This window comes from Enterobacter sp. kpr-6, from assembly GCF_900116015.1.
Lineage (GTDB): Bacteria > Pseudomonadota > Gammaproteobacteria > Enterobacterales > Enterobacteriaceae > Enterobacter_D.
Genome location: NZ_FOYH01000008.1, coordinates 55871 through 82537, shown reverse-complemented (window position 1 = coordinate 82537; position 26667 = coordinate 55871). Strand labels below are relative to the sequence as shown.

19 protein-coding genes are annotated in these 26667 nt (G+C 56.8%); 9 read left to right on the top strand and 10 right to left on the bottom strand.

Annotation, left to right across the window (positions count from 1 at the left end; all coding sequences use genetic code 11):
* Positions 1 to 12 precede the first annotated feature (12 nt).
* On the top strand, positions 13 to 2460 hold the full coding sequence (gene glgP, locus BM373_RS17210) for a glycogen phosphorylase (RefSeq protein WP_090464099.1): 2448 nt from the start codon (positions 13 to 15) through the stop codon (positions 2458 to 2460).
* Between the two features lie 123 nt (positions 2461 to 2583).
* Here the strand turns inward: glgP and glpD are convergent, their stop codons facing one another.
* Entirely contained in the window at positions 2584 to 4089 is a 1506-nt protein-coding gene (gene glpD, locus BM373_RS17205) for a glycerol-3-phosphate dehydrogenase (protein ID WP_090464096.1), read from the bottom strand.
* Between the two features lie 364 nt (positions 4090 to 4453).
* Between glpD and glpE the strand changes: the two genes are divergently transcribed.
* From glpE to BM373_RS17190, 3 genes are read left to right on the top strand one after another with little or no spacing between them, the layout of a single operon-like run.
* Positions 4454 to 4783 (top strand): thiosulfate sulfurtransferase GlpE, encoded by a 330-nt coding sequence (gene glpE / locus BM373_RS17200; protein WP_090464093.1) that lies wholly within the window; start codon positions 4454 to 4456, stop codon positions 4781 to 4783.
* A 53-nt stretch (positions 4784 to 4836) separates the two neighbouring features.
* A complete protein-coding gene (gene glpG, locus BM373_RS17195) occupies positions 4837 to 5667 on the top strand; it encodes a rhomboid family intramembrane serine protease GlpG (protein ID WP_090464091.1) in 831 nt (276 codons plus the stop codon).
* Between the two features lie 16 nt (positions 5668 to 5683).
* A complete protein-coding gene (locus BM373_RS17190; protein WP_090464090.1) occupies positions 5684 to 6442 on the top strand; it encodes a DeoR/GlpR family transcriptional regulator in 759 nt (252 codons plus the stop codon).
* On the opposite strand, the gene malT is transcribed toward BM373_RS17190, so the two are convergent.
* Complete coding sequence (gene malT / locus BM373_RS17185; RefSeq protein WP_090464087.1) at positions 6439 to 9144, bottom strand: HTH-type transcriptional regulator MalT; 2706 nt, start codon at positions 9142 to 9144, stop codon at positions 6439 to 6441. The genes BM373_RS17190 and malT overlap by 4 nt on opposite strands.
* A 636-nt stretch (positions 9145 to 9780) precedes the next feature.
* Here malT and malP point away from each other — a divergent pair.
* Positions 9781 to 12174, top strand: a complete 2394-nt coding sequence (malP, locus tag BM373_RS17175) for a maltodextrin phosphorylase (protein ID WP_090464083.1) — start codon at positions 9781 to 9783, stop codon at positions 12172 to 12174.
* Between the two features lie 8 nt (positions 12175 to 12182).
* The gene (malQ, locus tag BM373_RS17170) at positions 12183 to 14267 is read left to right on the top strand and encodes a 4-alpha-glucanotransferase (protein WP_090464080.1); all 2085 of its coding nucleotides are present in this window, start codon (positions 12183 to 12185) and stop codon (positions 14265 to 14267) included.
* 159 nt (positions 14268 to 14426) lie between these two features.
* On the opposite strand, the gene gntT is transcribed toward malQ, so the two are convergent.
* The 3 genes from gntT to gntX all read right to left on the bottom strand — a co-directional run bounded on the left by gntT (position 14427) and on the right by gntX (position 17379).
* Positions 14427 to 15743 carry a gluconate transporter gene (gene gntT, locus BM373_RS17165; protein WP_090464076.1) on the bottom strand — a complete coding sequence of 439 codons (1317 nt, stop codon included), beginning with the start codon at positions 15741 to 15743 and terminating at the stop codon, positions 14427 to 14429.
* A 318-nt stretch (positions 15744 to 16061) separates the two neighbouring features.
* A complete protein-coding gene (gene nfuA / locus BM373_RS17160) occupies positions 16062 to 16637 on the bottom strand; it encodes a Fe-S biogenesis protein NfuA (protein ID WP_090464073.1) in 576 nt (191 codons plus the stop codon).
* A gap of 58 nt (positions 16638 to 16695) precedes the next feature.
* Positions 16696 to 17379, bottom strand: coding sequence for a DNA utilization protein GntX (gene gntX / locus BM373_RS17155; protein WP_090464071.1), 684 nt, complete (start codon positions 17377 to 17379; stop codon positions 16696 to 16698).
* A 37-nt stretch (positions 17380 to 17416) separates the two neighbouring features.
* Here gntX and bioH point away from each other — a divergent pair, with 37 nt between their 5' ends.
* On the top strand, positions 17417 to 18190 hold the full coding sequence (bioH, locus tag BM373_RS17150; protein WP_090464068.1) for a pimeloyl-ACP methyl ester esterase BioH: 774 nt from the start codon (positions 17417 to 17419) through the stop codon (positions 18188 to 18190).
* Here the strand turns inward: bioH and feoC are convergent.
* The 5 genes from feoC to greB form a co-directional block, all read right to left on the bottom strand.
* On the bottom strand, positions 18187 to 18423 hold the full coding sequence (gene feoC, locus BM373_RS17145; RefSeq protein ID WP_090464066.1) for a [Fe-S]-dependent transcriptional repressor FeoC: 237 nt from the start codon (positions 18421 to 18423) through the stop codon (positions 18187 to 18189). The genes bioH and feoC overlap by 4 nt on opposite strands.
* A 10-nt stretch (positions 18424 to 18433) precedes the next feature.
* Positions 18434 to 20755 (bottom strand): Fe(2+) transporter permease subunit FeoB, encoded by a 2322-nt coding sequence (feoB, locus tag BM373_RS17140; protein WP_090464063.1) that lies wholly within the window; start codon positions 20753 to 20755, stop codon positions 18434 to 18436.
* Between the two features lie 30 nt (positions 20756 to 20785).
* Positions 20786 to 21013 carry a ferrous iron transporter A gene (feoA, locus tag BM373_RS17135; RefSeq protein WP_090464060.1) on the bottom strand — a complete coding sequence of 76 codons (228 nt, stop codon included), beginning with the start codon at positions 21011 to 21013 and terminating at the stop codon, positions 20786 to 20788.
* 454 nt (positions 21014 to 21467) lie between these two features.
* The gene (locus tag BM373_RS17130) at positions 21468 to 23798 is read right to left on the bottom strand and encodes a Tex family protein (RefSeq protein ID WP_090464057.1); all 2331 of its coding nucleotides are present in this window, start codon (positions 23796 to 23798) and stop codon (positions 21468 to 21470) included.
* 100 nt (positions 23799 to 23898) lie between these two features.
* On the bottom strand, positions 23899 to 24372 hold the full coding sequence (gene greB / locus BM373_RS17125) for a transcription elongation factor GreB (RefSeq protein ID WP_090464054.1): 474 nt from the start codon (positions 24370 to 24372) through the stop codon (positions 23899 to 23901).
* A gap of 158 nt (positions 24373 to 24530) precedes the next feature.
* On the opposite strand from greB, the gene ompR reads away from it, so the two are divergent.
* The gene (gene ompR, locus BM373_RS17120; protein WP_001157751.1) at positions 24531 to 25250 is read left to right on the top strand and encodes an osmolarity response regulator transcription factor OmpR; all 720 of its coding nucleotides are present in this window, start codon (positions 24531 to 24533) and stop codon (positions 25248 to 25250) included.
* Entirely contained in the window at positions 25247 to 26599 is a 1353-nt protein-coding gene (gene envZ, locus BM373_RS17115) for a two-component system sensor histidine kinase EnvZ (RefSeq protein ID WP_090464050.1), read from the top strand. The genes ompR and envZ overlap by 4 nt, the downstream gene beginning before the upstream one ends.
* The last annotated feature ends 68 nt before the right edge of the window (positions 26600 to 26667 follow it).

Genomic DNA, 26667 nt, shown 5'->3' with positions numbered 1-26667 from the left:
GGAATCACTTAGATGAATGCACCTTTTACTTATGCGTCACCCACGCTTAGCGTTGAGGCTTTAAAGCATTCAATTGCGTATAAACTGATGTTTACCATCGGTAAAGATCCGGTCATCGCCAATAAGCATGAATGGCTGAACGCCACGCTGTTTGCCGTACGTGACCGCATGGTCGAACGCTGGCTGCGCTCAAACCGCGCGCAGCTTTCTCAGGAAACCCGGCAGGTTTACTACCTGTCGATGGAGTTTCTTATCGGCCGCACCCTTTCCAACGCGCTGCTGTCACTGGGCATTTACGAAGATGTAAAAAACGCGCTGGAAGAGATGGGGCTGGATTTAGAAGAGCTGATCGATGAAGAAAACGACCCCGGTTTAGGCAACGGCGGTCTGGGCCGTCTGGCGGCGTGCTTCCTTGATTCACTGGCGACGCTGGGCCTGCCGGGGCGCGGCTACGGCATTCGCTACGATTACGGCATGTTCAAACAGAACATTGTCGACGGACGCCAGAAAGAGTCCCCGGACTACTGGCTGGAATACGGCAACCCGTGGGAATTCAAACGCCACAACACGCGCTACAAAGTGCGTTTTGGCGGGCGCGTACAGCTTGAAGGCAAAAAAGCCCGCTGGCTGGAAACCGAGGAGATCCTCGCGGTCGCCTACGATCAAATCATTCCCGGTTACGACACCGACGCCACCAACACGTTGCGACTGTGGAATGCGCAGGCCAGTAGCGCCATCAATCTGGGGAAATTCAACCAGGGCGACTACTTTGCGGCGGTTGAAGATAAGAACCACTCTGAGAACGTCTCCCGCGTACTTTACCCGGACGACTCCACCTATTCCGGGCGCGAACTGCGTTTGCGTCAGGAGTATTTCCTGGTATCGGCGACCATTCAGGACATCCTGAGCCGCCACTACCTGTTGCATAAAACCTACGATAACCTGGCGGATAAAATCGCCATTCACCTCAACGATACGCACCCGGTGCTGGGCATCCCGGAACTGATGCGGCTGTTGATGGATGAGCACAAGTTCTCGTGGGACGACGCCTTCGAAGTCACCTGTCAGGTGTTCTCTTACACCAACCACACGCTGATGAGCGAAGCGCTGGAAACCTGGCCGGTGGATATGCTCGGCAAAATCCTGCCGCGCCATTTGCAGATCATCTTCGAAATTAACGACTACTTCCTGAAAACGCTTCAGGAACAGTATCCGAACGATACCGGGCTGTTAAGCCGCGTATCGATTATCGACGAGTCTAACGGTCGCCGTGTGCGCATGGCCTGGCTGGCGGTGGTGGCAAGCCATAAGGTTAACGGCGTGTCTGAGTTGCACTCCAACCTGATGGTGCAGTCGCTGTTTGCGGATTTCGCCAAAATCTTCCCGACGCGCTTTACCAATGTCACCAACGGCGTCACACCGCGCCGCTGGCTGGCGCTGGCGAACCCGGCGCTCTCTGAGGTGCTGGATGAAAACATTGGCCGCACATGGCGTACCGATTTAAGCCAGCTCAGCGAGCTTGAACAGCACTGCGATTATCCGCTGGTAAATCAGGCGGTGCGCAAAGCGAAGCTGGTAAACAAAAAACGTCTGGCGACGTTGATTGCCCAGCAGCTTAACGTGGTGGTCAATCCGAAGGCGCTGTTTGATGTGCAGATCAAGCGTATCCATGAGTACAAACGTCAGTTGATGAATGTGCTGCATGTTATCGCGCGCTATAACCGCATCAAGGCCGATCCGACCGCTGACTGGGTACCGCGCGTGAACGTCTTCGCCGGTAAAGCGGCGTCGGCGTATTACATGGCGAAGCACATTATTCATTTGATCAATGACGTGGCGGCCGTGGTAAACAACGACCCGGACATTGGCGATAAGCTCAAAGTGGTGTTCATCCCGAACTACAGCGTGAGCCTGGCGCAGATGATTATTCCGGCCGCGGATCTCTCCGAGCAGATTTCTCTGGCGGGCACCGAAGCCTCCGGCACCAGTAACATGAAGTTTGCCTTAAATGGCGCGCTGACCATCGGTACGCTGGATGGCGCGAATGTGGAGATGCTGGAGCACGTCGGCGAGGAGAACATCTTTATCTTCGGTAACACCGCAGAAGAGGTGGAAGAACTGCGTCGCCAGGGCTACAAACCGCGTGATTACTACGATCAGGATGACGAACTGCGTGAAGTGCTGACGCAAATCGCCACCGGCGTATTTAATCGCGAGGACCCGAGCCGCTACCGCGATCTGGTGGATTCTCTGCTTAACTTCGGCGATCACTATCAGGTACTGGCGGATTTCCGCAGCTATGTGGACTGCCAGGAGAAAGTGGACGAGCTTTACCGCCACCCGGAAGAGTGGACGATAAAAGCGATGCACAATATCGCCAATATGGGGTATTTCTCCTCCGACAGGACGATCAAGGACTACGCGGAGACCATCTGGAATATCACGCCAGTCAGGTTGTAATGCGTTGATCCCCCTCACCTCAGGGAGAGGGGGCAAAATCACCCTCACCCTAACCCTCTCCCTGAGGGAGAGGGGACCAAACCTCCCTCTCCCTCAGGGAGAGGGCCGGGGTGAGGGTGTCAATTACGACGCCAGCGACAGCTCACGCTTGGCATGATTCGTCAGCCATTGCGCCACGCGGTTTTGCTGCGCGGCATCCAGCCACATGCCCTGTTTTGTACGACGCCACAGCGCATCATCAACGCGGCGCACCCATTCGTGCTCGACCAGATACTTCAGTTCCGCCTCGTAAAATTCATGGCCAAAGTCCTCGCCTAAATCAGCGATCGCGGTGGCTTCACCCAGGATCCACTCGGTATTACTGCCGTACGTGCGCGAGTAATGGCGGGCCAGGGATTCGGTCAGGAACGGGTAACGACGACGCAGTTTGGCTGCGTAATCTTCCCGAGCGCCGCCGATGTCTCCGCCGGGCAGCACGCACTCTTTGGTCCAGGCCGGGCCGATATTGTTGTAATAGGTCGCCAGTTTCTCCATCGCATGTTCAGCCAGCTTGCGATAGGTGGTCAGCTTGCCGCCAAATACCGACAGCAGCGGCGCTTTACCGTCCTGATCGTGGATATCCAGCGTGTAATCACGGGTGATCGCCTGCGGGGAATCCGACTCGTCATCACACAGCGGACGCACACCGGAGTAAGTCCAGACGATGTCATCGCGGCCCAGTTGCTTTTTAAAGTGCGCGTTATACACATTCAGCAGGTAATTGATCTCGCTTTCATCAATACCCACGTTTTTCGGATCGCCTTTATATTCCACGTCGGTGGTGCCGATAATCGAAAACTCGTCCATCCACGGGATCACAAACACAATGCGCTTGTCTTCGTTTTGCAGGATGTAGGCCTGTTTTTGCGTATGCACGCGCGGCACCACGATGTGACTGCCTTTGATCAGGCGAATGCCGTAAGGCGATGGCAAATTCATGCCGTCGTCGAAGAACTGTTTTACCCACGGGCCGGTCGCGTTCACCAGACCGCGCGCCTGCCAGCTATATTTCTCGCCGGTATCGATGTCTTCCGCTTCCACAATCCACAGGCCGTTTTCACGACGCGCAGCGGTTGCACGGGTGCGGGTTAAGACTTCGCCCCCTTTACGTACCACCATTTGCGCATTCGCCAGTACCAGGCGCGCATCGTCTACCCAGCAGTCGGAATATTCGAAACCGCGCATGATTTCCGGTTTTAACACCGATTCTGAACCAAAACGCAAACTGGTTGAACCGGGCAGGCTGGTGCGCTTGCCGAGGTGATCGTACATAAACAGACCGGTGCGGATCATCCACGCCGGACGCAGATGCGGGCGGTGAGGCAGACGGAAGCGCATCGGGAAGGCGATGTGCGGAGCCATTTTTAACAGCACTTCACGTTCGGCCAGCGCTTCACTGACCAGGCGGAATTCATAGTGCTCAAGGTAGCGCAGGCCACCGTGAATTAATTTTGAACTGGCAGACGAAGTGGCGCACGCCAGATCCTGAGCCTCCAGCATAAGCACGGATAAACCACGCCCTGCGGCGTCTGCCGCGATACCGGCACCGTTGATGCCCCCACCTATCACAATCAGATCTTTGGTTTCCATGTTTACCTCATGCACTTTCGGAAAAGCTCAAAAATGTTCGATATCGCTCATAATAGCAAAGGAACGCGCTTTTGGTAACATCAAAAAAACAATTTAGAGTGATATGCATAACATAATGGCGTTTACCTGCCGTGAGGACGTAAACTTATCGTTAGAATGTGCGCGGGTTGCAGGTTTTCCCCCTCACCCCGGCCCTCTCCCACAGGGAGAGGGAGAAAGGCGAGTCCGCGCTCGATCTGTCCCCTCTCACATAGGGAGAGGGAGAAGGCGAGTCCTCGCTCGATCCGTGCCCTCTCCCATGGGGAGAGGGTTAGGGTGAGGGGAAAAAAACGCGTACCCATGCCAATTAACCAAAGAGAACCCCATGGATCAGTTTGAATGCATTAACGTAGAAGAAGCCCATCAGAAGCTGCACCAGAAGCAGGCGGTACTGGTGGATATTCGCGATCCGCAGAGCTACGCGATGGGCCACACACCGGGATCGTTTCATCTGACGAACGATACCCTCGGCACCTTCATGCAGCAGAACGAATTTGACGTGCCGGTCATGGTGATGTGCTACCACGGCAACAGCAGCAAAGGCGCGGCGCAGTACCTGTTACAGCAGGGTTTCGACGAGGTCTACAGCGTAGACGGCGGCTTTGACGCCTGGCATCGCCATTTCCCGGCGGAAGTCGCGCGCGGTGCGCTTTAGAACGACAAACGGCTATACTGACCTCTTTTATGTGGAATAAGTGACCGCCTGCGATGCTAATGATCACCTCTTTTACAAACCCGCGCGTCGCTCAGGCGTTTGTGGATTATATGCAAACTCAGGGTGTGATCCTGACCATCCAGCATCATGAAACAGCCGATGTCTGGCTTGCTGACGAACGCCAGGCCGACCGCGTTCGGGCGGAACTGCAAGCCTTCATGAACGATCCCGGCCATCCGCGCTATCACGCGGCAAGCTGGCAGTCGGGAAGCACCCACAGTGGGTTGCGCTATCGCCAGTTTCCTTTTATCACCACCTTGCGCGAGCGCGCCGGGCCCTTTACCTGGGTTGTCGCCGCGCTGTGCGTGCTGGTGTTTATCGCCATGAATGTGATGGGCGATCAGACAGTCATGGTCTGGCTGGCGTGGCCTTTCGATCCGTCGCTGCGCTTCGATGTCTGGCGCTATTTCACCCACGCTTTTATGCATTTCTCCTTTATGCATATCCTGTTTAACCTGCTGTGGTGGTGGTATCTCGGCGGAGCGGTCGAAAAACGCCTCGGCAGCGGCAAGCTGATTGTTATCACCGTGATCAGCGCCTTGCTCAGTGGATTTATTCAGCACAAATTTAGCGGCCCCTGGTTCGGGGGATTATCGGGCGTGGTCTACGCGCTGATGGGCTACGTCTGGCTTCGGGGCGAGCGCGACCCGCAAAGCGGCATTTTTATGCGCCGTGGCTTGATAGGCTTCGCATTAGTGTGGTTAATTGCCGGTTGGTTTGATCTGTTTGGCATGTCGATCGCCAACGGCGCGCATGTCACCGGTCTGATTGTCGGTCTCGCCATGGCGTTCGCAGATACGCAGAATGTGCGAAAACGAACATAAATTTTAGAGACAATACATGAAACAGACACAGCGCCACGACGCCATTATTGAGCTGGTGAAGAAACAGGGATACGTCAGTACCGAAGAGCTGGTCGAGCAGTTTGCCGTCAGCCCGCAGACGATTCGCCGCGATCTGAACGATCTCGCCGACCAGAATATGATCCTGCGCCATCACGGTGGCGCGGCCCTGCCTTCCAGTTCCGTGAACACGCCGTGGCATGACCGCAAGGCCACGCAAACCGCTGAAAAAGAGCGTATTGCGCGTAAAGTGGCAAGCCAGATCCCGAATGGTTCCACGCTGTTTATTGATATCGGCACCACGCCGGAAGCGGTGGCGCATGCCCTGCTCGATCACAGCAATCTGCGCATCGTTACCAACAACCTGAACGTGGCAAACACGCTGATGGTGAAAGAGGATTTTCGCATCATCCTCGCGGGCGGCGAGCTACGCAGTCGTGACGGCGGCATTATTGGCGAAGCGACGCTCGATTTTATCTCCCAGTTCCGCCTGGATTTCGGCATCCTCGGCATCAGCGGCATCGACAGCGATGGTTCCCTGCTGGAGTTTGATTATCACGAAGTGCGCACCAAACGGGCGATCATTGAAAACTCTCGCCACGTGATGCTGGTCGTTGACCACTCGAAGTTTGGTCGTAACGCGATGGTGAACATGGGCAGCATCAACATGGTGAACGCGGTCTACACCGACGTGATGCCGCCTGCGGGCGTGCTGGACGTCATCCGCCAGCACAATATTCAACTGGAGCTGTGTTAAACCCCGTACCCCATCATTTTGAGCAACTGCTGGGCGTGTTGAACCGCGTCCTGGCGGTGTGCCACGCCAAGTTTCTGATACAAATTGCGGATATGCGTTTTGATGGTCGTGGCAGCCACGGCCAGCTCTCCGGCGATCTGTTCATTGCTGTAGCCTGAATAAATCAGTCCCAGTACCTGCCACTCGCGCTGCGTCAGCGGGCTGGTGCGGATCAACTCCGGCACTTCCGGGTGGGTCAGCAGCCGTTCCACAAAGGTTTCGTCAAAATGCGCGAACTTGTGGCGATGATGCTGGTTAATGTCGCGAAGTATGCGCTGGGCGCGGTGACCTTCCAGTTCCGGCAGCGTGTTAAGCTGAATTAACTGACGCAGTTGCTGCGCCATCGCTTCACCTTCAATCACGAAATGGCTGATAAACCCGGTCCGGTTGGCGAGCGACAGCGCTTCGAGCAGCACCCGCTGGGCGTCGTTTTTACGTCCCGCCTGCCAGTAAAGCTGGTTAAGCAGCAGCAGGTTGCGGTTCAGATCGCTCATCAGCCGCAGGCTGCGGGCGTTCTCGTTCAGTTCTTCAAGGACGATTTCCGCCGGGCTAAATTCACCCAGCAGGATCTGCGCGCGGGCGATGTTGCGCCACTGGCTTTGCAGGAAATGGTTGTCGGCAAATTCTGGTTTCGGCGTCTGGCGCAGCCACTGGGTCGCGGCTTTTTTATCGCCGGTCATTTGCCAGTAAATCACCCGCACTTTATCGGCATTCGATACCCAGTCGCTGTGGTACTGCCCGTTGCTGAGCAGGTTTTCCAGGCGGTTAAGATGATTACGGGCGTTATCCAGATCGCCCCGCGCCAGCGAGTTTTGCACCAGCAGCGCCAGGCACTGAAGCTGTTGCTGCGGCTGGTAGGCGGCAAGCACGTTCAGACCGGCGCGTGCGGAGGCTTCCGATTCGTCGAGACGCGCCCACGCCCACAACAGTTGCGCGCGGATGCGCAGTAAAAATTCATGCAGCGGCAGTTGTTCCAGATGCTGTTCGTGGATCAACTGAAACGCTTTCTCCTGGGTTTCCCACGCGGCCTGCAAAAAGCCCTGGGCAAAAAGAATTTCGCTTTGCTGGATGAGGCTCCACAGCGCGTAGTGCCAGACATCGTGGCGGCGCGCCATCTGCTCGGTTTGCTGCATCATGGTCAGTGAGGCCGTCAACTGGCCTTTGCAGTGCAGCACTTCGCCCTGTACCGAGGTGGCGACAATGCGGCTGTAGTAGCTGGCGAGCGGCAGTTCAGCGAGGGCAACCATCGACAGGCGCTCCGCTTCGGCCTGATCGCCGGAGTTAATGGCGACCTGGGCGCGCAGGGCGTTGAAATCCCCGTGCAGAGACGGGTCCATTTCTATGTCCATCTCTTGCTCGGCGCGCGCCAGCAGCGTGTTCACTTCGCTGTAGCGGTACTGGCTTTGCATCAGCCAGGCCTGTAACAGCACCAGACGCGGGTTTTCCAGCAGGCTTTCCCACGGCAGCGCTTTTAACGATTCTTCCAGCAGCGCCAGTTCGCTGTGATTAAACAGTCCCCACGCGTGATGCAGCAGAATATCGCGCAGCATATTGCCGTCGCCTGCGGCCAGCGCGTGATGGATGGCCTCGCTCGGGAAGCCCTGCGCCATCCAGCTTTCTGCCGCAGCGCGATGAATATCAGGCAGTTCGGTCGCCAGTTCCCACTGGCAGCGCTGGCGCAGGAAATTGCCGAACAGCGGGTGGTAGCTGAACCACTCGCCGGAATCATCCATCCGTTGCAGGAACAGCCCCTGGCGTTCGATCTCTTCAAGCCGCATCTGGCCGTTTTCTTCGCCCGTGACCCGGACGATCAGCGCGTCGTTCATCGAGCGCAGCAGCGAGCTTTTGAGCAGGAAATGGCGGGTACTGAGATCGATATTATCCAGCACTTCATCCACCAGATAATCCGATAAATGGCTGGCGTTAATCCCGGCCAGACGGCGGGCCGACTGGTGAGCGGCGCTGTTATTTTGCCGGGCGGAGAGGGCGATAAGCTGAAGCGCGGTCGCCCAGCCTGCGACGTCGTCGCACATGCGGCTGCTTTCGGCGGCCTCAATGGGCGAATCCAGACGGCAATCGAAAAAGAGTTTCGCTTCCTGATGGTTAAAGGCGAGTTGCTGGCTGCCAACTTCCAGTAACTGATCGCGCACGCGCAAATTGGCGATGCCTAACTGCGGCAAATTACGCGACAGCACCACCAGGGTGAGGTTTTCCGGTTGATGGCGTAAAAAGAAGCGCATGGCTTCGTGGATCACCGGATTGGTGATCAGATGGTAATCATCAATGACCAGATACAGCGGACGATGCCACTGCGCCAGTTCGATAAAAAGCTGCGCGAAAAGCGAAGAGAGGCTGGCGTACTGGCGCTTTTGCACCATCGCCTCGCTGGTGACGCAATGACCGCCGGTCGCCTGCTGCACGGCTGCAATCAGGTAGCTGGCAAATCTCTCTTGCTGGTTGTCCCCTTCGTCGAGGGAGTACCAGCCCAGATCGGTTTTTCCTGCCGCCCACTGTGAAACGAGCGTAGTTTTCCCATAACCTGCGGGACTTGTGACCAGCGCTAACCGGAAATTGTTCGCGCCGGCAAGTTTACCCAGTAATCGGTCGCGAACCACCGTGTGGTCAAGACGAACCGGGCGACTTAATTTAGACGGAATCAACATAGTTAATCACTTCACTGTGAGGTAACGGAGGAATGGCGATTTTTTTTGCGCTTCGTAATTAATAAATAATAAGGTCGGTCAGATTGAACTTTATTGCAAGTTATGTCCGAATTTTACGACGATCATTTTGCACTATGTCACATTTTCATAACTTTCATGAATGGTTACCGGAATGCGCGCCGGGCCGCGTGACGACTGGCTTGCCGAGAAATTGAACAAAAAGTCAAACGCTATTTTCCGCTCTCGCAGAGCACGTAAAGGTTATTTAAAAATAGTTTCTCAAAGCAAGGGGAAATATCCCCGCAGAAACATTGGGAATTGTTTAGATAATATCAAGCGGTATCTTCTAATGAAAAAGTTTGAGATTTTCATGAAACCACATTTCATTTATTTGACACCGTTCGTGGTTATCGTGATCCGGTGACTGCACAATTGCACGCTGCCAGAAAGGCGCAGGACGCGATGTTTTTTTGAGTAACTGGCAATTTAGCGGCTAACTTTAAGTGGCGGTGATCACACTTTTGGCTCATCCCTGCTGCTCCTCCCTTCCTTATCCCTGCCGGGATGAGGACGTCCAGAGGCGGGCCAGGCACACTAGCGCTAACGTTGTTTTTACCTACAGGATCAGAATTTCATATGGCTCAGCCTACCTTTAATCCCGAACACTTTTCCGCTGCTCTGACCCGTCAATGGCAGCGTTTTGGCCTGCAATCCGCCGACGAAATGACCTCCCATCAGTGGTGGCAGGCGGTGAGCGGCGCGCTGGCTGAATTACTGCCGGTGCAATTCCCCGCATCAGAGGCGAAGCAGCAACGCCACGTAAACTACATTTCTATGGAGTTTTTGATTGGTCGTCTGACGGGCAACAACCTGCTCAATCTGGGCTGGTATCAGGACGTGAACGACGCGCTGAAGGCGCACAACGTCAACCTGACCGATTTGCTGGAAGAAGAGATCGACCCGGCGCTCGGCAACGGCGGGCTTGGCCGACTGGCAGCCTGTTTCCTGGATTCGATGGCCACCGTCGGGCAACCGGCGACGGGCTACGGCTTAAATTATCAGTACGGTCTGTTCCGTCAGTCTTTTGCCGACGGGCAGCAGCAGGAAGCGCCGGATGACTGGCAGCGCAGCAGCTACCCGTGGTTCCGTCATAACGCCTCGCTGGATGTGCAGGTCGGCATCGGCGGTAAAGTCAGCAAAGAAGGGCAGTGGACACCGGGCTTTATGCTGACCGGTGAGGCGTGGGATCTGCCGGTGCTCGGCTATAAGAACAGCATCGCTCAGCCGCTGCGTCTGTGGCAGGCGAAGCACGCGCACCCGTTCGACCTGACCAAATTCAACGACGGCGATTTCCTGCGTGCTGAGCAGCAGGGTATCGACGCTGAAAAACTGACCAAAGTGCTGTACCCGAACGACAACCATCTGGCGGGCAAGCGCCTGCGCCTGATGCAGCAATATTTCCAGTGCGCCTGCTCCATTGCCGATATTTTGCGCCGCCATCACAAGGCCGGACGTAAACTCGCGCAACTGCCTGACTTCGAAGTCATTCAGCTTAACGACACGCACCCGACCATCGCCATTCCTGAACTGCTCCGCGTGCTGCTCGATGAGCACCAGATGAGCTGGGACGACGCCTGGGCCATCACCAGCAAAACCTTCGCCTACACCAACCACACGCTGATGCCGGAAGCGCTGGAGTGCTGGGACGAGAAGCTGGTCAAAGCGCTGTTGCCGCGCCACATGCAGATCATCCACACCATCAATAATCGCTTTAAAACGCTGGTCGATAACACCTGGCCGGGCGATAACGCCGTGTGGGCGAAGCTGGCGGTGGTGTACAACAAACAGGTGCGGATGGCGAATCTCTGCGTGGTCAGCGGTTTTGCGGTCAACGGCGTTGCCGCGCTGCACTCGGATCTGGTGGTGAAAGATCTGTTCCCGGAATATCACCAGCTTTGGCCGACCAAATTCCATAACGTCACCAACGGCATTACGCCGCGTCGCTGGATCAAGCACTGCAACCCTCTGCTGACCGCGCTGCTGGATAAGACGCTGAAAAAAGAGTGGGCCAACGATCTCGACCAGCTCGAAAATCTGGAAAAGTACGCTGACGACAAAAAATTCCGCGAGCAGTACCGCGCCATCAAGCGGGACAACAAACTGCGGCTGGCGGAGTTTGTGAAGATGCGTACCGGCATTGAGATTAACCCGGAGGCGATTTTTGATATTCAGATCAAACGCCTGCACGAGTACAAACGTCAGCACCTCAACCTGCTGCACATTCTGGCGCTCTACAAAGAGATCCGTGAAAACCCGGCCGCCGACCGCGTGCCGCGCGTATTCCTGTTTGGCGCAAAGGCCGCCCCTGGCTACTACCTGGCAAAAAACATTATTTTCGCCATTAATAAGGTAGCGCAGGCGATCAACAACGATCCGGCGGTTGGCGACAAGCTGAAAGTGGTGTTCCTGCCGGATTACTGCGTCTCGGCGGCTGAAATGCTGATCCCGGCGGCGGATGTGTCTGAGCAGATTTCGACGGCGGGCAAAGAGGCGTCCGGCACCGGCAACATGAAGCTGGCGCTCAACGGCGCGCTCACCGTGGGTACGCTTGACGGTGCCAACGTGGAGATTGCGGAAAAAGTCGGTGAGGAAAACATCTTCATCTTCGGTCATACCGTTGAAGAGGTGAAAGCGCTGAAAGCGAAGGGCTACGATCCGCTGAAATGGCGCAAAAAAGATAAAGTGCTGGATGCGGTGCTCAAAGAACTGGAGAGCGGCAAATACAGCGACGGCGATAAACATGCGTTTGACCAGATGCTGCACAGCATGGGCAAACAGGGCGGCGATCCCTATCTGGTGATGGCGGATTTTGCCTCCTATGTGGACGCGCAAAAGCAGGTTGATGTGCTCTACCGCGATCAGGACGCCTGGACCCGTGCGGCGATCCTGAATACCGCGCGCTGCGGCATGTTCAGCTCCGATCGTTCTATTCGCGATTATCAGTCGCGTATCTGGCAGGCCAAACGTTAAGGAAAACCATGGAAAGCAAACGTCTTGATAGTGCCGCGCTGGCGGCGGGGATCAGTCCTCAGTACATCAATGCTCACGGCAAACCGCAGTCGATTGCAGCCGACACGAAGCAGCGTTTGCTGGACGCCATGCACCGCAGCGAAAAGCGCGGTGCAGCGGCACCGATCCCTGCGGTAAAGGTGTTTATCCAGGGTAAAAAGATGCCGCTTCCCCTCGACGGCAGCGGCGAATTTACCTGGACGCTGACGACCGAAGAAGGGCAGCAACATAAAGGCAAAGCCAGTGGCGGCAAGGCGTTTAACCTGCCGACCAAACTGCCTGCGGGTTACCACTCGCTGACGCTGAGTCAGGACGCGCATCGCTGGCAGTGCCAGGTGATCGTCGCGCCGAAACGCTGCTATGAACCGGCAGCGCTGCTGGAAGGCAAAAAAATCTGGGGCGCGTGTGTGCAGCTTTACACCCTGCGTTCTGAACAAAACTGGGGCATTGGCGACTTCGGCGATCTTAATGCCATGCTCACCGATGTGGCGAAGCGGGGCGGGTCGTTTATCGGCCTGAACCCGATCCATGCGCTCTATCCGGCGAACCCGGAAAGCGCCAGCCCGTACAGCCCGTCGTCACGCCGCTGGCTGAACGTCATTTATATCGACGTGAATGCGGTTGAAGATTTCCGGCAAAGTGAAGAGGCGCAGGCGTGGTGGCAGATGCCTTCCACGCAGCAAACGCTGAAATCCGCGCGCGACAGCGAGTGGGTGGAGTACGCCACGGTTGCCGCGCTGAAAATGGCGGCGCTGAAAATGGCGTGGAAAGTGTTTGTCACCCGTGCTGACGACGACGCGCAAAAAGCGGCGTTTGCGGAATTTGTGCAGCAGGGCGGGGAAAGCCTCTACTGGCAGGCCGCTTTTGATGCGCTGCACGCTCAGCAGGTGAAAGAAGATGAGTTGCGCTGGGGCTGGCCGGTCTGGCCGAAAGGGCTGCAGCGTACCGACAGCCCGGAGGTCAAACGCTTCTGTAAAGAGTCTGCCGACGAGGTGAATTTTTACCTGTGGCTGCAATGGCTGGCGGCGACGCAATTTGCCCGGTGCTGGGAAACCAGCCAGCAATTTGAAATGCCGATTGGGCTGTACCGCGATCTGGCGGTCGGCGTGGCAGAAGGCGGGGCGGAAACCTGGTGCGACCGCGATCTCTACTGCCTGAAAGCGTCCGTCGGCGCACCGCCGGATATCCTCGGCCCGCTCGGACAAAACTGGGGTCTGCCACCGATGGACCCGCATGTGATGACCGCCCGCGCCTATGCGCCGTTTATCGAACTGCTGCGCGCCAATATGCGAAGCTGCGGCGCGCTGCGTATCGATCATGTGATGTCGATGCTGCGGCTGTGGTGGATCCCCTATGGCGAGACCGCGGACCAGGGCGCTTACGTGCAGTATCCGGTGGACGATTTGCTGGCGATCCTCGCGCTGGAAAGTCAGCGCCATCAGTGCATGGTCATCGGCGAAGATCTGGGGACGGTGCCGGTCGAGATCGTCAGCAAACTGCGCGACAGCGGCGTTTATTCCTACAAAGTGCTCTATTTTGAAAATACCGCCAAAGGTTTCCGCGCGCCGGAAGCCTGGCCCGCTCAGTCAATGGCGGTGGCGACCACGCACGATCTGCCGACGCTCAGAGGGTACTGGGAAGCCGGAGATTTGACGCTCGGTAAGACGCTGGGGCTGTACCCGGATGAAGAGGTGCTGCAAGGGTTGTATCAGGACCGCGACAGGGCGAAGCAGGGGCTGCTGGAAGCTCTGCATCAGCACGGCTGTCTGCCAAAACGCGCCGGGCGCAATGCGGCAAAAATGCCGATGAGCGCCACGCTTAACCGCGCAATGCAACGCTATATCGCTGACAGTAATAGCGCGCTGCTTGGGCTGCAACCGGAGGACTGGCTGGATATGCCCGGCCCGGTGAACATTCCGGGTACCAGCTACGAGTACAAAAACTGGCGGCGTAAGTTGTCCACGACGGTGAAGCAGATGTTTGCCGATGATGGGGTGAACAGGCTGATTAAGGATCTGGATAAACGGCGGAAAGCGGCGGGTAAGAAGAAGTAGAGTGGTTTTCCCCTCACCCTAACCCTCTCCCACAGGGAGAGGGGACAGATTGTGCACCGGCTGGACTTCCCTCTCCCTCAGGGAGAGGGGACGAATTGTGCACTGGCTGGACTTCTCCCTCTCCCTTAGGGAGAGGGCCGGGGTGAGGGGGTAACGAAATTAAATCACCATCCCCAGCAGCAAACACCCAACCAGACCACACAGCGAAATAATGGTTTCCAGTGCAGACCAGGACTTGATGGTTTCACCGATCGTCAGGTTGAAATACTCCTTGAACAGCCAGAATCCCGGATCGTTCACGTGAGAGAAAATCACGCTACCAGAACCTACCGCAATCACCATCAACTCAGGGCTTACGCCTGTCGTGGCAATCAGCGGAGCCGCAATACCGCCAGCGGTGATCGCCGCAACGGTCGCAGAACCCAGCGCGATACGCAGTACGGCTGCGATAGACCACGCCATAAACAGCGGTGACAGGCTGGTGGAGTGCATCATCGCTGCAATGTATTTATCCACGCCGCTGTCGACCAGCACCTGCTTGAACGCACCGCCACCGCCGATAATCAGCAGCATCATGGCGATGATTTTAATCGAGGAAGTAATCGTCTCGGTGATCTCGTCCATGGAACGGCCACGGTTCAGACCAAAGGTAAAGATCGCAATCAGTACCGCAATCAGCGTTGCCATGACCGGGTCGCCGAGGAATTCAGCGTAAGGCAGGATCGCATGACCTTTCGGCAACACCATCTCTGCAATCGCGCGGCCCGCCATCAGGATCACCGGCACCAGCGATGTCCAGACGCTGACGCCAAAGCTCGGCATTTCCGCTTCGGTGAAGGTTTTCGCGTTATACAGACCTTCCGGGATCGGCTTGTCGATATTTTTCAAAAAGCGCGCATAAACCGGGCCGGCCAGGATGACAGTCGGGATCGCCAGCAGCGTACCGTACAGCAGGGTTTTACCCATATCGGCATGGAAAATGGTGGCGATAGCGGTCGGGCCTGGGTGCGGCGGCAGGAAGCCGTGCGTCACGGACAGAGCGGCAGCCATCGGCACACCCACGTACAGCAGCGGTACACGTGCTTTCGCCGCGATGGTGAACACCAGCGGCAGTAACAGCACAAATCCCACTTCATAGAACAGGGCGAAACCAACGGTAAACCCGGTCAGCACCACCGCCCACTGAATGTACTTTTGCCCGAATTTATCGATAAGCGTAGTGGCAATGCGCTGTGCGCCGCCGCAGTCGGCCAGCATTTTGCCGAGCATCGCGCCAAAGCCCATGATTAACGCAAGACTGCCCAGCGTGCCGCCAACGCCCGCTTTAATGGAGGCGATCACTTTGTCGACGGGCATACCCTGCATCAACCCAACGGCAAGCGCCACCAGAATCAGGGCAATAAATCCGTTCAGTTTGAAACGGATCATTAACAGTAATAAGAGGATGACACCGATAGCAACAATGACTAATGGCATGATTTACCTGGCCTTTGATTTGTTATGGGTAACGTAAACGGCTTAACTAACGCTACCAATTATCCCGCACGGGAACAGAGAACTTACGGCACTGCGACAGCTTAGATATAGGTTTAAACAAAAGTTTAGCTGCTCTGGAAACCTGGGGCAGTACTCGCGAGGATGATACGGGTAACATGTGAGGGTTGAGAATGACCCTGGCAGGTAAAATGTGAGAAGTGAGATGTGCGTCATACTCTGACACAGCAATGTGACGGGGATGTTAATCTTTGAGGTATTGCCCGGTACGCTTGCGCCACCGGGCATGGGGAAGGCAAATCAGTAGTAGGAGTGCTCGCCGCGCTGGTGCTCGGTCAGATCGCGCACGCCTTTCAGTTCCGGGAACTCGTTCAGCAACTGCTTCTCGATCCCTTCTTTCAGCGTAACGTCGACCATGGAACAACCGTTACAGCCGCCGCCAAATTGCAGAATGGCGTAGCCTTCTTCGGTGATTTCCATCAGCGTTACACGACCGCCGTGGCCTGCCAGTTGCGGGTTAACCTGCGACTGGATCATGTAATCCACGCGTTCCATCAGCGGCGCATCGCCGGAAACTTTACGCATTTTGGCGTTCGGCGCTTTCAGCGTGAGCTGCGAGCCGAGCTGATCGGTAACGAAGTCGATTTCTGCATCGTCCAGATAAGGCGCGCTCAGTTCATCAACGTAAGCCGTCAGCAGATCAAATTTAAGGGCGGTGTCAGATGCTTCCACTGCGTCCGGCGGACAGTAAGAGACGCCACATTCGGCGTTTGGGGTGCCCGGATTAATCACAAATACGCGGATTTGTGTTCCTTCTTCCTGATTTGCCAGCAGTTTGGCAAAGTGCGCTTGTGCAGCGTCGGAAATATGGATCATAGCAATGGCCTAATAGTTGACTATTTTACCTGGTTATAATACGCCCATCATCGAGGCTCTACAAGGTTCGACACAGGCACCATACCTGAACAGTTGCCGCGCCGCTTCGTAACAGCAGGTGAGCAATTTCAGCGGCGGTGCTGCCGGTAGTGACGACATCATCCACTATAGCGATATGGAGACCGCGCACTGGCAATTCAAGGCGGAAGGCATTTTTCACATTTTGCCGACGTAACCGGGCGCGCAGATGATGCTGGACGGGCGTGGCGCGAATACGTTTTATCGCGCAGGGGTCATATTCACAGCCCAGCCAGCGGGCGAGCGGGCGGCACAGTAAATCACTTTGATTAAATCCCCGCTGCCACTGGCGGCGCGTGGCGAGCGGCACGGCGATGAGTCTGTCTGGCCACGGGTGCCCCTGCTGCCGTCGGGCATTTTGCGCGGCAATGAGCAACAGGCGGGCCAGCGCCCCGGCGATGTCAGGCTGGTGTAAAAACTTCAGCCGGTGGATCAGCGTGCTGAGGGGCGGAAGATAATCATTCACCGCCACCAGCGCCTGCCACGGCGGTGGTTTTTGCAGGCAGCGTCCACAGGGGAATACCCCACAGGTTGCCGGTAAGCCGCACTGCGGGCAGACATTTATTTGCATTTTCAACGCCTGCGTACAGACGGAACAGATCCCCCAGCGGGCAAGGGCGAGTGGCATTCGGCATAGCCAGCATAAGCCGGGCGCTGTTAGCATGGGCAACCTCCTTGTTTGTGAAAGAGAACCTTAACTGATGAATGACATCTGGTGGCACACCACTGGCGAAGGAAATTGTCATCTTGTGCTGCTGCACGGATGGGGGCTGAACGCCCAGGTGTGGGACTGCATTACGGCGGAACTGGCCTCGCATTTTACCCTGCATCTGGTTGATCTGCCGGGCTATGGTCGCAGCCAGGGGTTTGGCGCACTGACGCTCGATGAGATGGCGGAGATTGTGCTGGCGCGCGCGCCGCAAAAGGCGATCTGGCTCGGCTGGAGTCTCGGCGGGCTGGTGGCAAGTCAGGTGGCGTTAACGGCAGCCGATCGGGTCAGCGCGCTGGTCACGGTGGCGTCTTCTCCCTGTTTTAGCGCGGAAGGTGACTGGCCTGGCATCAAGCCAGAAGTACTGTCGGGCTTTCAGCAGCAGTTGCGCGAGGATTTCCAGCGTACCGTGGAGCGTTTTCTGGCGCTGCAAACCATGGGGACGGAAACGGCCAGGGCCGACGCGCGCAAGCTCAAAAGCGCGGTGCTCGCGCTGCCGATACCGGGTGAAGCTGTGCTGAATGGCGGGCTGGAGATCCTGAAAACTGTCGATCTGTGCGAACCGCTTGCCGGGCTGACGCTGCCGTTTTTGCGGATTTATGGCCGACTTGATGGACTGGTACCGCGCAAAATCGTGCCGTTACTTGATGAAATGTGGCCTGCCAGCGAGTCGGTGATGTTCCTGAAAGCGGCACACGCGCCGTTTATCTCGCACCCTGAGGAATTCTGCCAGGCGCTTGTGGATCTGAAAGCGCGCATGCTTTAGCGCAACGCCCACCACTCCCGCAGGCAGGCTTTACCGTCCGGGCAGCTCCGGCACTGCCCGGTCAGGCAGCCCGACGGTTCCTCCTGAATGCGCCGGACTTTGCCCAGCGCCTCCATGCGGCTTAACATGGCGTCGATCATCGGGCGCGGCGTATGCAGCGCCATGCTGAGCGCGCTGGCCTCCATTCTGCCCTGCAGGGCGAGCATGTCCCGAAGCGCAATTAACGACGCCATGTTCTTCTCCTTAATGACAATCGCTGGCTGGGCGGCAATCGTCGCAGCTTGCCGCCGTTTTGCGCGTCGCCAGCAGGTTGACGTCCACCCGACTTCTGGCACGGCGCAGCGCGCCAATCACGATGACGTTAAACAGAATCACCGCCAGAATGCACACCAGGCTGTAACGTGGGTGGGCGCTGAAGCTCGCCATCTGGTAGAACAGCGTGGAGAGGGAATACGCGATGTTCAGCCCCCAGAGAATGGAGAAGCCCATCCAGCCACGGCTCGATTCGCGGGCAATCGCCCCCATCACCGAAATGCACGGCACGTAAAGCAGGACAAAAATCAGGTAGCTGTAGGCGGCGGCGGGGCTGCCAAACTTCTCGCTCATTACGCCCATGCTGCCGGTCGCCATTTCGCCATCGCCTTTGCTGGCTTCAATCGGGTTCGCCAGTACGCTCAGGCTTAAGGTGTCCACCAGGCTCTGCCAGGTTTCAGCCGCTGCGCCCGCCAGTTCGTCGGTCAGGCTGAACTGCGCCGGATCGAAGGGCGCGTCTTCGATGGTTTCCGCGGTGTAGAGGGTGTTTAACGTCCCGACCACCACTTCTTTTGCCATCGCGCCGGTGAACAGTCCGACGGTTGCCTGCCAGTGATCTTCATGAATGCCGATCGGTTTTAACAGCGGCGTAAAGACGCGGCTGACCGAAGCCAGCGCGGAATCATCAATGCTTTTCGCCGCCTCGCCATGGATCGTGAAACTGTTCAGCGCACTTAAGAAAATACTCACCACTACAATCACTTTCCCCGCCCGCAGCACAAACCCTTTCAGGCGCTGCCAGGTCTGGATGAACAGGCTTTTCAGGTGCGGAACATGGTAGACCGGCAGTTCCATCACAAACGGCGACGCTTCGCCGCGCATGATGGTGTGTTTGAGCATCAGCCCGGTGAGGATGGCCATCACGATGCCGAGCACATACAGCGAAAACACCGCCAGCGCGCCCTGCTGCCCGAAGAAGGCGGCGGCGAAGACGGCGAAAATCGCCAGCCGTGCGCCGCAGGACATGAAGGGGGCCATCATGATGGTCATCAGGCGTTCACGCGGTGCATCCAGCGTGCGTGCGCCCATCACCGCCGGCACGTTGCAGCCGAAGCCGACAATCAGCGGCACAAAGGATTTACCCGGCAGGCCCAGCGACTGCATCAGGCGATCCATCACAAACGCCGCGCGCGCCATATAGCCGGAGTCTTCCAGGAAGGAGAGGAACAGATACATCATGCCGATTTGCGGCACCAGCGGCAGCACGGTATTGATGCCGCCACCCAGCCCCTGGGCGAGGAAAATGGTCAGCCATTCCGGGAAGTGCAGCGTGTAGCCGACCCACTGAATGCCGTGAATGAAAATAGCGACCGACCCGGCGTCGAAAATCGGCGACAACGCGCCACCGATGTTGATAGCGAGCACGAACATCACGTACATCACCAGCAAAAAGATCGGCAGGCCAAGGAAGCGGTTGAGGATGATGTTATCCATCGCGGCGGTAAAGCGGCTTGGCTCGGCGGTTAAGGTGTTGCTCACCGCGTCGCAGACGGCGGCGATGGTCTGATAGCGGGCATCGGCGATGTGCAGACCCGGATCGTCCATCTCCTGTTGCAGACGCGCCAGGGCGTCCGGCAGATTTTGTGCCGCGCTTCCCGCATAGCTGCGGCTGTAGATATCGCCTTCGAGCATTTGCAGACCCAGCCAGCGGCGCTGTCTGGCGGGCATATCAGCTGCCATGGCAGCGGCCAGCGCGTCAGCCTCACGCAGCAGAGGCTGGGCGTAATGCACCAGCGGAATATCGGCGTTGGCCTGATGGCGATCGATCGCCAGTTTCAGGGCTTCGATACCGCGTCCGCGCGTCGACACCAGCGGAACCACCGGGCAGCCTAAGCGGGCGGAAAGGGCATCGATGTCGATACGGATTTTTTGTTTCTCGGCGATATCCAGCATGTTGAGCGCCACCACGCAGGGAATGCCCAGTTCCAGCAGTTGCAGCGTGAGGTAGAGGTTGCGCTCAAGGTTGGAACCATCCACCACGTTAATCAGCATGTCCGCGTCGCCGCTCAAAATATAGTGGCAGGCGATCTGCTCATCGAGCGAAGTTTGCGAGGAAATGGTGGTGAGGGAGTAGGTGCCGGGTAAATCCACCAGCGTGACCTGATGGTCGGTAGTGGAAAAAAGCCCTTCTTTACGTTCCACCGTGACGCCCGCCCAGTTTCCCACGCGCTGACGGGCACCGGTTAACTGGTTGAATAAAGTTGTTTTACCGGAATTAGGATTGCCAATTAAACCGATGGTGAGTTTTTTCATTTTCTTGCGCTCTTATTCACGCTGTTGCGATTAACGGGAAACCGCTTCCACTTCTAATAACGCCAAATCTTTTTTGCGCAGGACGAGGCTGACGCGCCGGGTTTCGATATGAATGGGATCGCCGAGTGGCGCGACGCGCACCACACTGAACGAGGAGCCGGGTAACATGCCCAGCGAGAGCAGTTTTTGCCGATAAGCCGGACTGATTTCAGCCGCGAAGCCGGTAATTTTCCACGCAGTATCTGAAGTGAATGACATAGCGCCTACTTTTTATGACCAACAGAAAGTGTTATCGGGCGTTGCAATAGCCACAAGAGCAGGGCTATTAACGCGGGAGACAGAAATAATGAATGAGAAGATGGTAATGAGAATGGTTTTTATCTTCAACGATTAAAATGTGTGCGAATGTATTATTTGGCGGTAAGTTTGATTCAGCTCAAAAATAAGCGATGTGGTATTCATCGGAAGAATGAATATTAATTTGCCGGGTTGTTAATGCAGTGAAAAATAATTGTTTGGTTGAAGGGTTTAATAAATTTAATTGTTTTAGATAAGTGGGGAAAACCCCTCACCCCGGCCCTCACCCCAGGGGAGAGGGAGAAGGGCGGACCTGCAATCGGTCTGTTCCCTCTCCCTGGGGTGAGGTTGTCCTCGATCTATCCCCTCTCCCTCAGGGAGAGGGTTAGGGTGAGGGTGTATTAACGCTAAAGAACTAGCGCTTTTTCCCCATCGCTGCTGCCAGCGCATCCATCATCGCGCTGTTCCCTGCCGACTGCGTTTCACGACCGCGTGGTTTAGCCGCGCCGCGCGGGGCCGGGCGGTTTGCCTGCTCACGGGGTGCGCCACCGCGACGGGCGTTGGTTTCGCCTGGCTGTTCATCCAGACGCATCGTCAGCGCGATGCGCTTACGCGGCAGGTCAACTTCCATCACCTTCACTTTCACGATGTCGCCCGCTTTCACCACGCTGTGCGGATCGTCGACAAATTTATTCGACAGCGATGAAATGTGTACCAGTCCGTCCTGATGCACGCCGATATCCACAAACGCGCCAAAGTTGGTCACGTTGGTCACCGCGCCTTCGAGGATCATCCCCGGCAGCAGGTCATTCATTGTTTCCACGCCGTCGGCAAAGGTCGCCGTTTTGAATTCCGGGCGCGGATCGCGGCCTGGCTTCTCCAGCTCTTTAATAATGTCGGTCACCGTCGGCACGCCGAATCGCTCGTCGGTAAAATCCGACGCTTTCAACTGGCGTAGTTCGTTGCCGTTGCCCATTAAATCACGCAGTGATTGCTCGGTCGCCGCCAGAATGCGCTCCACAATCGGGTAGGCTTCCGGGTGCACGGTGGAGGCATCCAGCGGGTTATCACCGTGGTTGATGCGCAAAAAGCCCGCGCACTGCTCAAAGGCTTTCGGCCCCAGACGGCTCACCTTCAGCAACTGCTGGCGATTCTGGAACTGACCGTTTTCATCGCGCCAGGAGACAATATTCTGCGCCATCATGCGGGTTAGCCCGGCGACGCGGGTTAACAGCGGTACAGAAGCGGTATTCAGATCCACGCCAACGGCGTTCACGCAGTCTTCCACCACCGCGTCCAGCTTGCGGGCAAGCTGCGTCTGGCTGACGTCGTGCTGATACTGGCCCACGCCGATAGATTTCGGATCGATTTTCACCAGCTCCGCCAGCGGGTCCTGCAAACGGCGGGCAATGGAAACCGCGCCGCGAATAGACACGTCGAGATCCGGGAACTCCAGCGCCGCCAGTTCGGACGCGGAATAGACCGACGCGCCCGCCTCGCTGACGATCACTTTTTGCGCCGTCACTTTCGGGAACTGCTTTTGCACGTCGAGGTAGAAGCGCTCGGTTTCGCGCGAGGCCGTACCGTTACCAATCGCCACCAGTTCCACATTGTGCTTCTGGCACAGCGCAGCAACGGCAGCGGCGGCTTTCGCCGCCTGGCCGGTATGCGGATAAATGGTGTCGGTGGCGACCAGTTTGCCGGTGCCGTCGACAACCGCGACTTTCACACCGGTACGCAGGCCTGGGTCGAGGCCCATGGTCGCGCGCAGGCCCGCAGGTGCAGCCATCAGCAGGTCATGCAGGTTACGGGCAAAGACGTTAATCGCTTCGTCTTCAGCACGTTCGCGCACGGTGCCCATTAACTCGGTTTCCAGATGCATCAGCACTTTGATGCGCCAGGTCCAGCTCACCACGCCACGACGCCAGCTATCGGCGGGCGCGTTGTTCAGACGCAGGCCGAGGTGAGCGATGATGATCTGCTCGCAGTGACTCTCTTTCGGCGGCTCATCAAATTGCGGATCGGCATTCAGCGCAAGCTGCAAAATGCCTTCGTTGCGACCACGGAACATCGCCAGCGCACGGTGCGACGGCGCGGTAGAAATAGGTTCGTGATGATCGAAATAGTCGCGGAATTTCGCGCCTTCTTCCTCTTTACCCGGCACCACGGTGGCGACCAGATGGGCGTTCTTCCACAGGTAATCACGCACTTTTGCCAGCAGCGCGGCGTCTTCAGCGAAACGCTCCATCAGGATGTAACGCGCGCCGTCGAGTGCGGCTTTGGTGTCCGCCACGCCTTTTTCCGCATCCACAAATCGGGCAGCTTCGGTTTCCGGGGTGTGGGAAGGCTCGTTCCACAGCAGATCGGCCAGCGGTTCAAGGCCCGCTTCGATGGCGATCTGGCCGCGCGTGCGGCGTTTGGGTTTATACGGCAGGTAAAGATCTTCGAGTTCAGTTTTGCTCAGCGTGGCATTGATAGCACCGGCCAGTTCGTCGGTCAGTTTGCCCTGCTCGCCGATAGATTTCAGAATGGCCTGGCGGCGGTCTTCCAGTTCACGCAGGTAGCCTAAGCGCGTTTCGAGCTGACGCAGTTGCGTGTCGTCCAGACCGCCGGTGACTTCTTTACGATAGCGTGCGATAAACGGCACGGTGTTCCCTTCATCAAGCAGGCGAACGGCAGATTCTACCTGTTCAGCTCTGGCCTGAAGTTCACCCGCAATAATGCGGCAGAGCGAATTATTCATCATTTCAATATCATCTTGTGAACAAAATCAGCGGATAGTTATACGGATTGAGAGGGCAAAATGCCAGCCCGCGGCCTTAACCTAAACGGCGGGCGAAAGTGGGCTATTTTAGGTAGTTGATTTCGTTGACGTACCACGAGGCTTCACCGCCGGGCGTCTGCACGACGGCCAGATCGCCGACCTCTTTTTTGAGCAGCGCCCGCGCCATTGGCGAGTCAATAGAGATGTAATCCTTACGACCAAAAATTTCATCGTAGCCGACGATACGGAAACGCCGCGTCTCGCCGTCATCATTTTCAATTTCGACCCACGCGCCGAAAAACACTTTTCCTTCCTGCTGAGGGGAATAATCGACAATCTTCAGCCTCTCGAGGCTTTTCGTGATGTAACGCACCCGGCGGTCAATCTCACGCAACCGTTTTTTATTATACTGATAGTCGGCATTTTCACTGCGATCGCCAAGGCTTGCCGCCCATGTCACCTTCTTCGTGACTTCGGGGCGCTCCTGACGCCAGAGAAAATCGAGTTCCTGTTTGAGTTTGTCGTAACCCTCTCGGGTGATCAGGGGCGTTTTCATTTTCTTGCCTTTTCTGTGATGAAATGTACAGATAACTTGCTGTTAAATATGCTTTGTAACAATTTCGACTAGAATTTATACCAGAATTAACTGGTCGTTAGCGCACACTTTTTTAAGAATACGCACTCAAGTTTGTCCGAACCTTTGGGAGTAAAACAATGCAAGAGAATTATAAGATTCTGGTCGTAGATGACGACATGCGCCTGCGTGCGCTGCTCGAACGTTATCTCACCGAGCAAGGCTTCCAGGTTCGCAGCGTGGCCAACGCAGAACAGATGGATCGTCTGTTAACCCGCGAATCCTTTCATCTGATGGTGCTCGACTTAATGTTACCCGGTGAAGACGGGCTGTCTATCTGCCGCCGTTTGCGCAGCCAGAGCAACCCGATGCCGATCATTATGGTCACGGCGAAAGGTGAAGAAGTTGACCGTATCGTGGGCCTCGAAATCGGTGCCGACGACTACATTCCAAAGCCGTTTAACCCACGTGAGCTGCTGGCGCGTATCCGCGCGGTACTGCGCCGTCAGGCGAACGAACTGCCGGGTGCTCCGTCGCAGGAAGAAGCCGTCATTGCGTTCGGCAAGTTTAAGCTGAACCTCGGCACCCGCGAAATGTTCCGTGAAGATGAGCCGATGCCGCTCACCAGCGGGGAATTTGCGGTACTGAAAGCGCTGGTCAGCCACCCGCGGGAACCGCTCTCCCGCGATAAATTAATGAACCTCGCGCGCGGTCGTGAATACTCCGCGATGGAGCGTTCCATCGATGTGCAAATCTCCCGCCTGCGCCGCATGGTGGAAGAGGACCCGGCGCATCCGCGCTATATTCAGACCGTCTGGGGTCTGGGCTACGTGTTTGTGCCGGACGGCTCTAAAGCATGAGGCGAATGCGCTTCTCGCCCCGAAGTTCATTTGCCCGCACGCTGTTACTCATCGTCACCTTGCTGTTCGCCAGCCTGGTGACGACTTATCTGGTGGTGCTGAACTTCGCCATTCTGCCGAGCCTCCAGCAGTTTAATAAGGTCCTGGCCTACGAAGTCCGTATGCTGATGACCGATAAACTGCAACTGGAGGACGGTACGCAACTGGTGGTGCCGCCTGCATTTCGCCGGGAGATTTATCGCGAGCTCGGCATTTCACTCTATTCCAACGAGGCCGCTGAAGATGCGGGTCTGCGTTGGGCGCAGCATTACGAATTCTTAAGTCATCAGATGGCGCAGCAACTGGGCGGCCCGACGGAAGTGCGCGTCGAGGTCAACAAAAGTTCGCCCGTCGTCTGGCTGAAAACCTGGTTGTCACCCAACATCTGGGTGCGCGTCCCTCTTACCGAAATCCATCAGGGCGATTTTTCGCCGCTGTTCCGCTATACGCTGGCGATCATGCTGATGGCGATAGGCGGCGCGTGGCTGTTTATCCGTATCCAGAACCGGCCGCTGGTCGATCTGGAACATGCCGCGCTGAAAGTGGGGAAAGGGCAGATCCCGCAGCCATTGCGCGAATATGGCGCATCGGAAGTGCGTTCCGTGACGCGGGCGTTTAATCAGATGGCGGCAGGGGTGAAGCAGCTTGCCGATGACCGGACGCTGCTGATGGCGGGGGTCAGTCACGATCTGCGCACGCCGCTGACGCGCATCCGTCTGGCGACAGAGATGATGGCAGAAGAAGACGGTTATCTGGCTGAGTCGATCAATAAAGACATCGAAGAGTGCAACGCCATTATCGAGCAGTTTATTGATTACCTGCGCACCGGGCAGGAAATGCCGATGGAGATCGCCGAACTGAACGCCGTGCTGGGCGAAGTGGTGGCGGCGGAGAGCGGCTATGAGCGTGAGATTGAAACCGCGCTTAACCCGGATGAAATAATGCTGCGGATGCATCCGCTGTCCATCAAACGCGCCGTCGCCAATATGGTGGTGAATGCCGCGCGCTACGGTAATGGCTGGATTAAAGTCAGCAGCGGCGCGGAACCGCATCGTGCCTGGTTCCAGGTGGAAGATGACGGGCCAGGGATCAAGCCTGAGCAGCGCAAACATCTGTTCCAGCCTTTTGTGCGCGGCGACAGCGCACGCAGCACCAGCGGCACGGGCTTAGGGCTGGCGATTGTGCAGCGTATTGTTGATAACCATAACGGGTTGCTGGAGCTGGGGACGAGCGAACGCGGCGGGTTGTGCATTCGCGCCTGGCTGCCGGTTCCGCTGACGCGCACGTCAGGGCAGGTGAGAGAGAGCTGACGTTCGGGACAGGGACACCCTCACCCCGGCCCTCTCCCTGAGGGAGAGGGAGAAACCTGGACCCTCAC

Bases quoted from the DNA above. Each gene is read 5' to 3' on its own strand.
- feoB (WP_090464063.1), bottom strand. From the start codon at position 20,755: ATGAAAAAACTCACCATCGGTTTAATTGGCAATCCTAATTCCGGTAAA.
- glpE (WP_090464093.1), top strand. From the start codon at position 4,454: ATGGATCAGTTTGAATGCATTAACGTAGAAGAAGCCCATCAGAAGCTG.
- malQ (WP_090464080.1), top strand. From the start codon at position 12,183: ATGGAAAGCAAACGTCTTGATAGTGCCGCGCTGGCGGCGGGGATCAGT.
- bioH (WP_090464068.1), top strand. From the start codon at position 17,417: ATGAATGACATCTGGTGGCACACCACTGGCGAAGGAAATTGTCATCTT.
- malT (WP_090464087.1), bottom strand. From the start codon at position 9,144: ATGTTGATTCCGTCTAAATTAAGTCGCCCGGTTCGTCTTGACCACACG.
- feoA (WP_090464060.1), bottom strand. From the start codon at position 21,013: ATGTCATTCACTTCAGATACTGCGTGGAAAATTACCGGCTTCGCGGCT.
- gntX (WP_090464071.1), bottom strand. From the start codon at position 17,379: ATGCTAACAGCGCCCGGCTTATGCTGGCTATGCCGAATGCCACTCGCC.
- glgP (WP_090464099.1), top strand. From the start codon at position 13: ATGAATGCACCTTTTACTTATGCGTCACCCACGCTTAGCGTTGAGGCT.
- feoC (WP_090464066.1), bottom strand. From the start codon at position 18,423: ATGGCGTCGTTAATTGCGCTTCGGGACATGCTCGCCCTGCAGGGCAGA.
- glpG (WP_090464091.1), top strand. From the start codon at position 4,837: ATGCTAATGATCACCTCTTTTACAAACCCGCGCGTCGCTCAGGCGTTT.
- BM373_RS17130 (WP_090464057.1), bottom strand. From the start codon at position 23,798: ATGATGAATAATTCGCTCTGCCGCATTATTGCGGGTGAACTTCAGGCC.
- envZ (WP_090464050.1), top strand. From the start codon at position 25,247: ATGAGGCGAATGCGCTTCTCGCCCCGAAGTTCATTTGCCCGCACGCTG.
- malP (WP_090464083.1), top strand. From the start codon at position 9,781: ATGGCTCAGCCTACCTTTAATCCCGAACACTTTTCCGCTGCTCTGACC.
- gntT (WP_090464076.1), bottom strand. From the start codon at position 15,743: ATGCCATTAGTCATTGTTGCTATCGGTGTCATCCTCTTATTACTGTTA.
- greB (WP_090464054.1), bottom strand. From the start codon at position 24,372: ATGAAAACGCCCCTGATCACCCGAGAGGGTTACGACAAACTCAAACAG.
- BM373_RS17190 (WP_090464090.1), top strand. From the start codon at position 5,684: ATGAAACAGACACAGCGCCACGACGCCATTATTGAGCTGGTGAAGAAA.
- nfuA (WP_090464073.1), bottom strand. From the start codon at position 16,637: ATGATCCATATTTCCGACGCTGCACAAGCGCACTTTGCCAAACTGCTG.
- glpD (WP_090464096.1), bottom strand. From the start codon at position 4,089: ATGGAAACCAAAGATCTGATTGTGATAGGTGGGGGCATCAACGGTGCC.
- ompR (WP_001157751.1), top strand. From the start codon at position 24,531: ATGCAAGAGAATTATAAGATTCTGGTCGTAGATGACGACATGCGCCTG.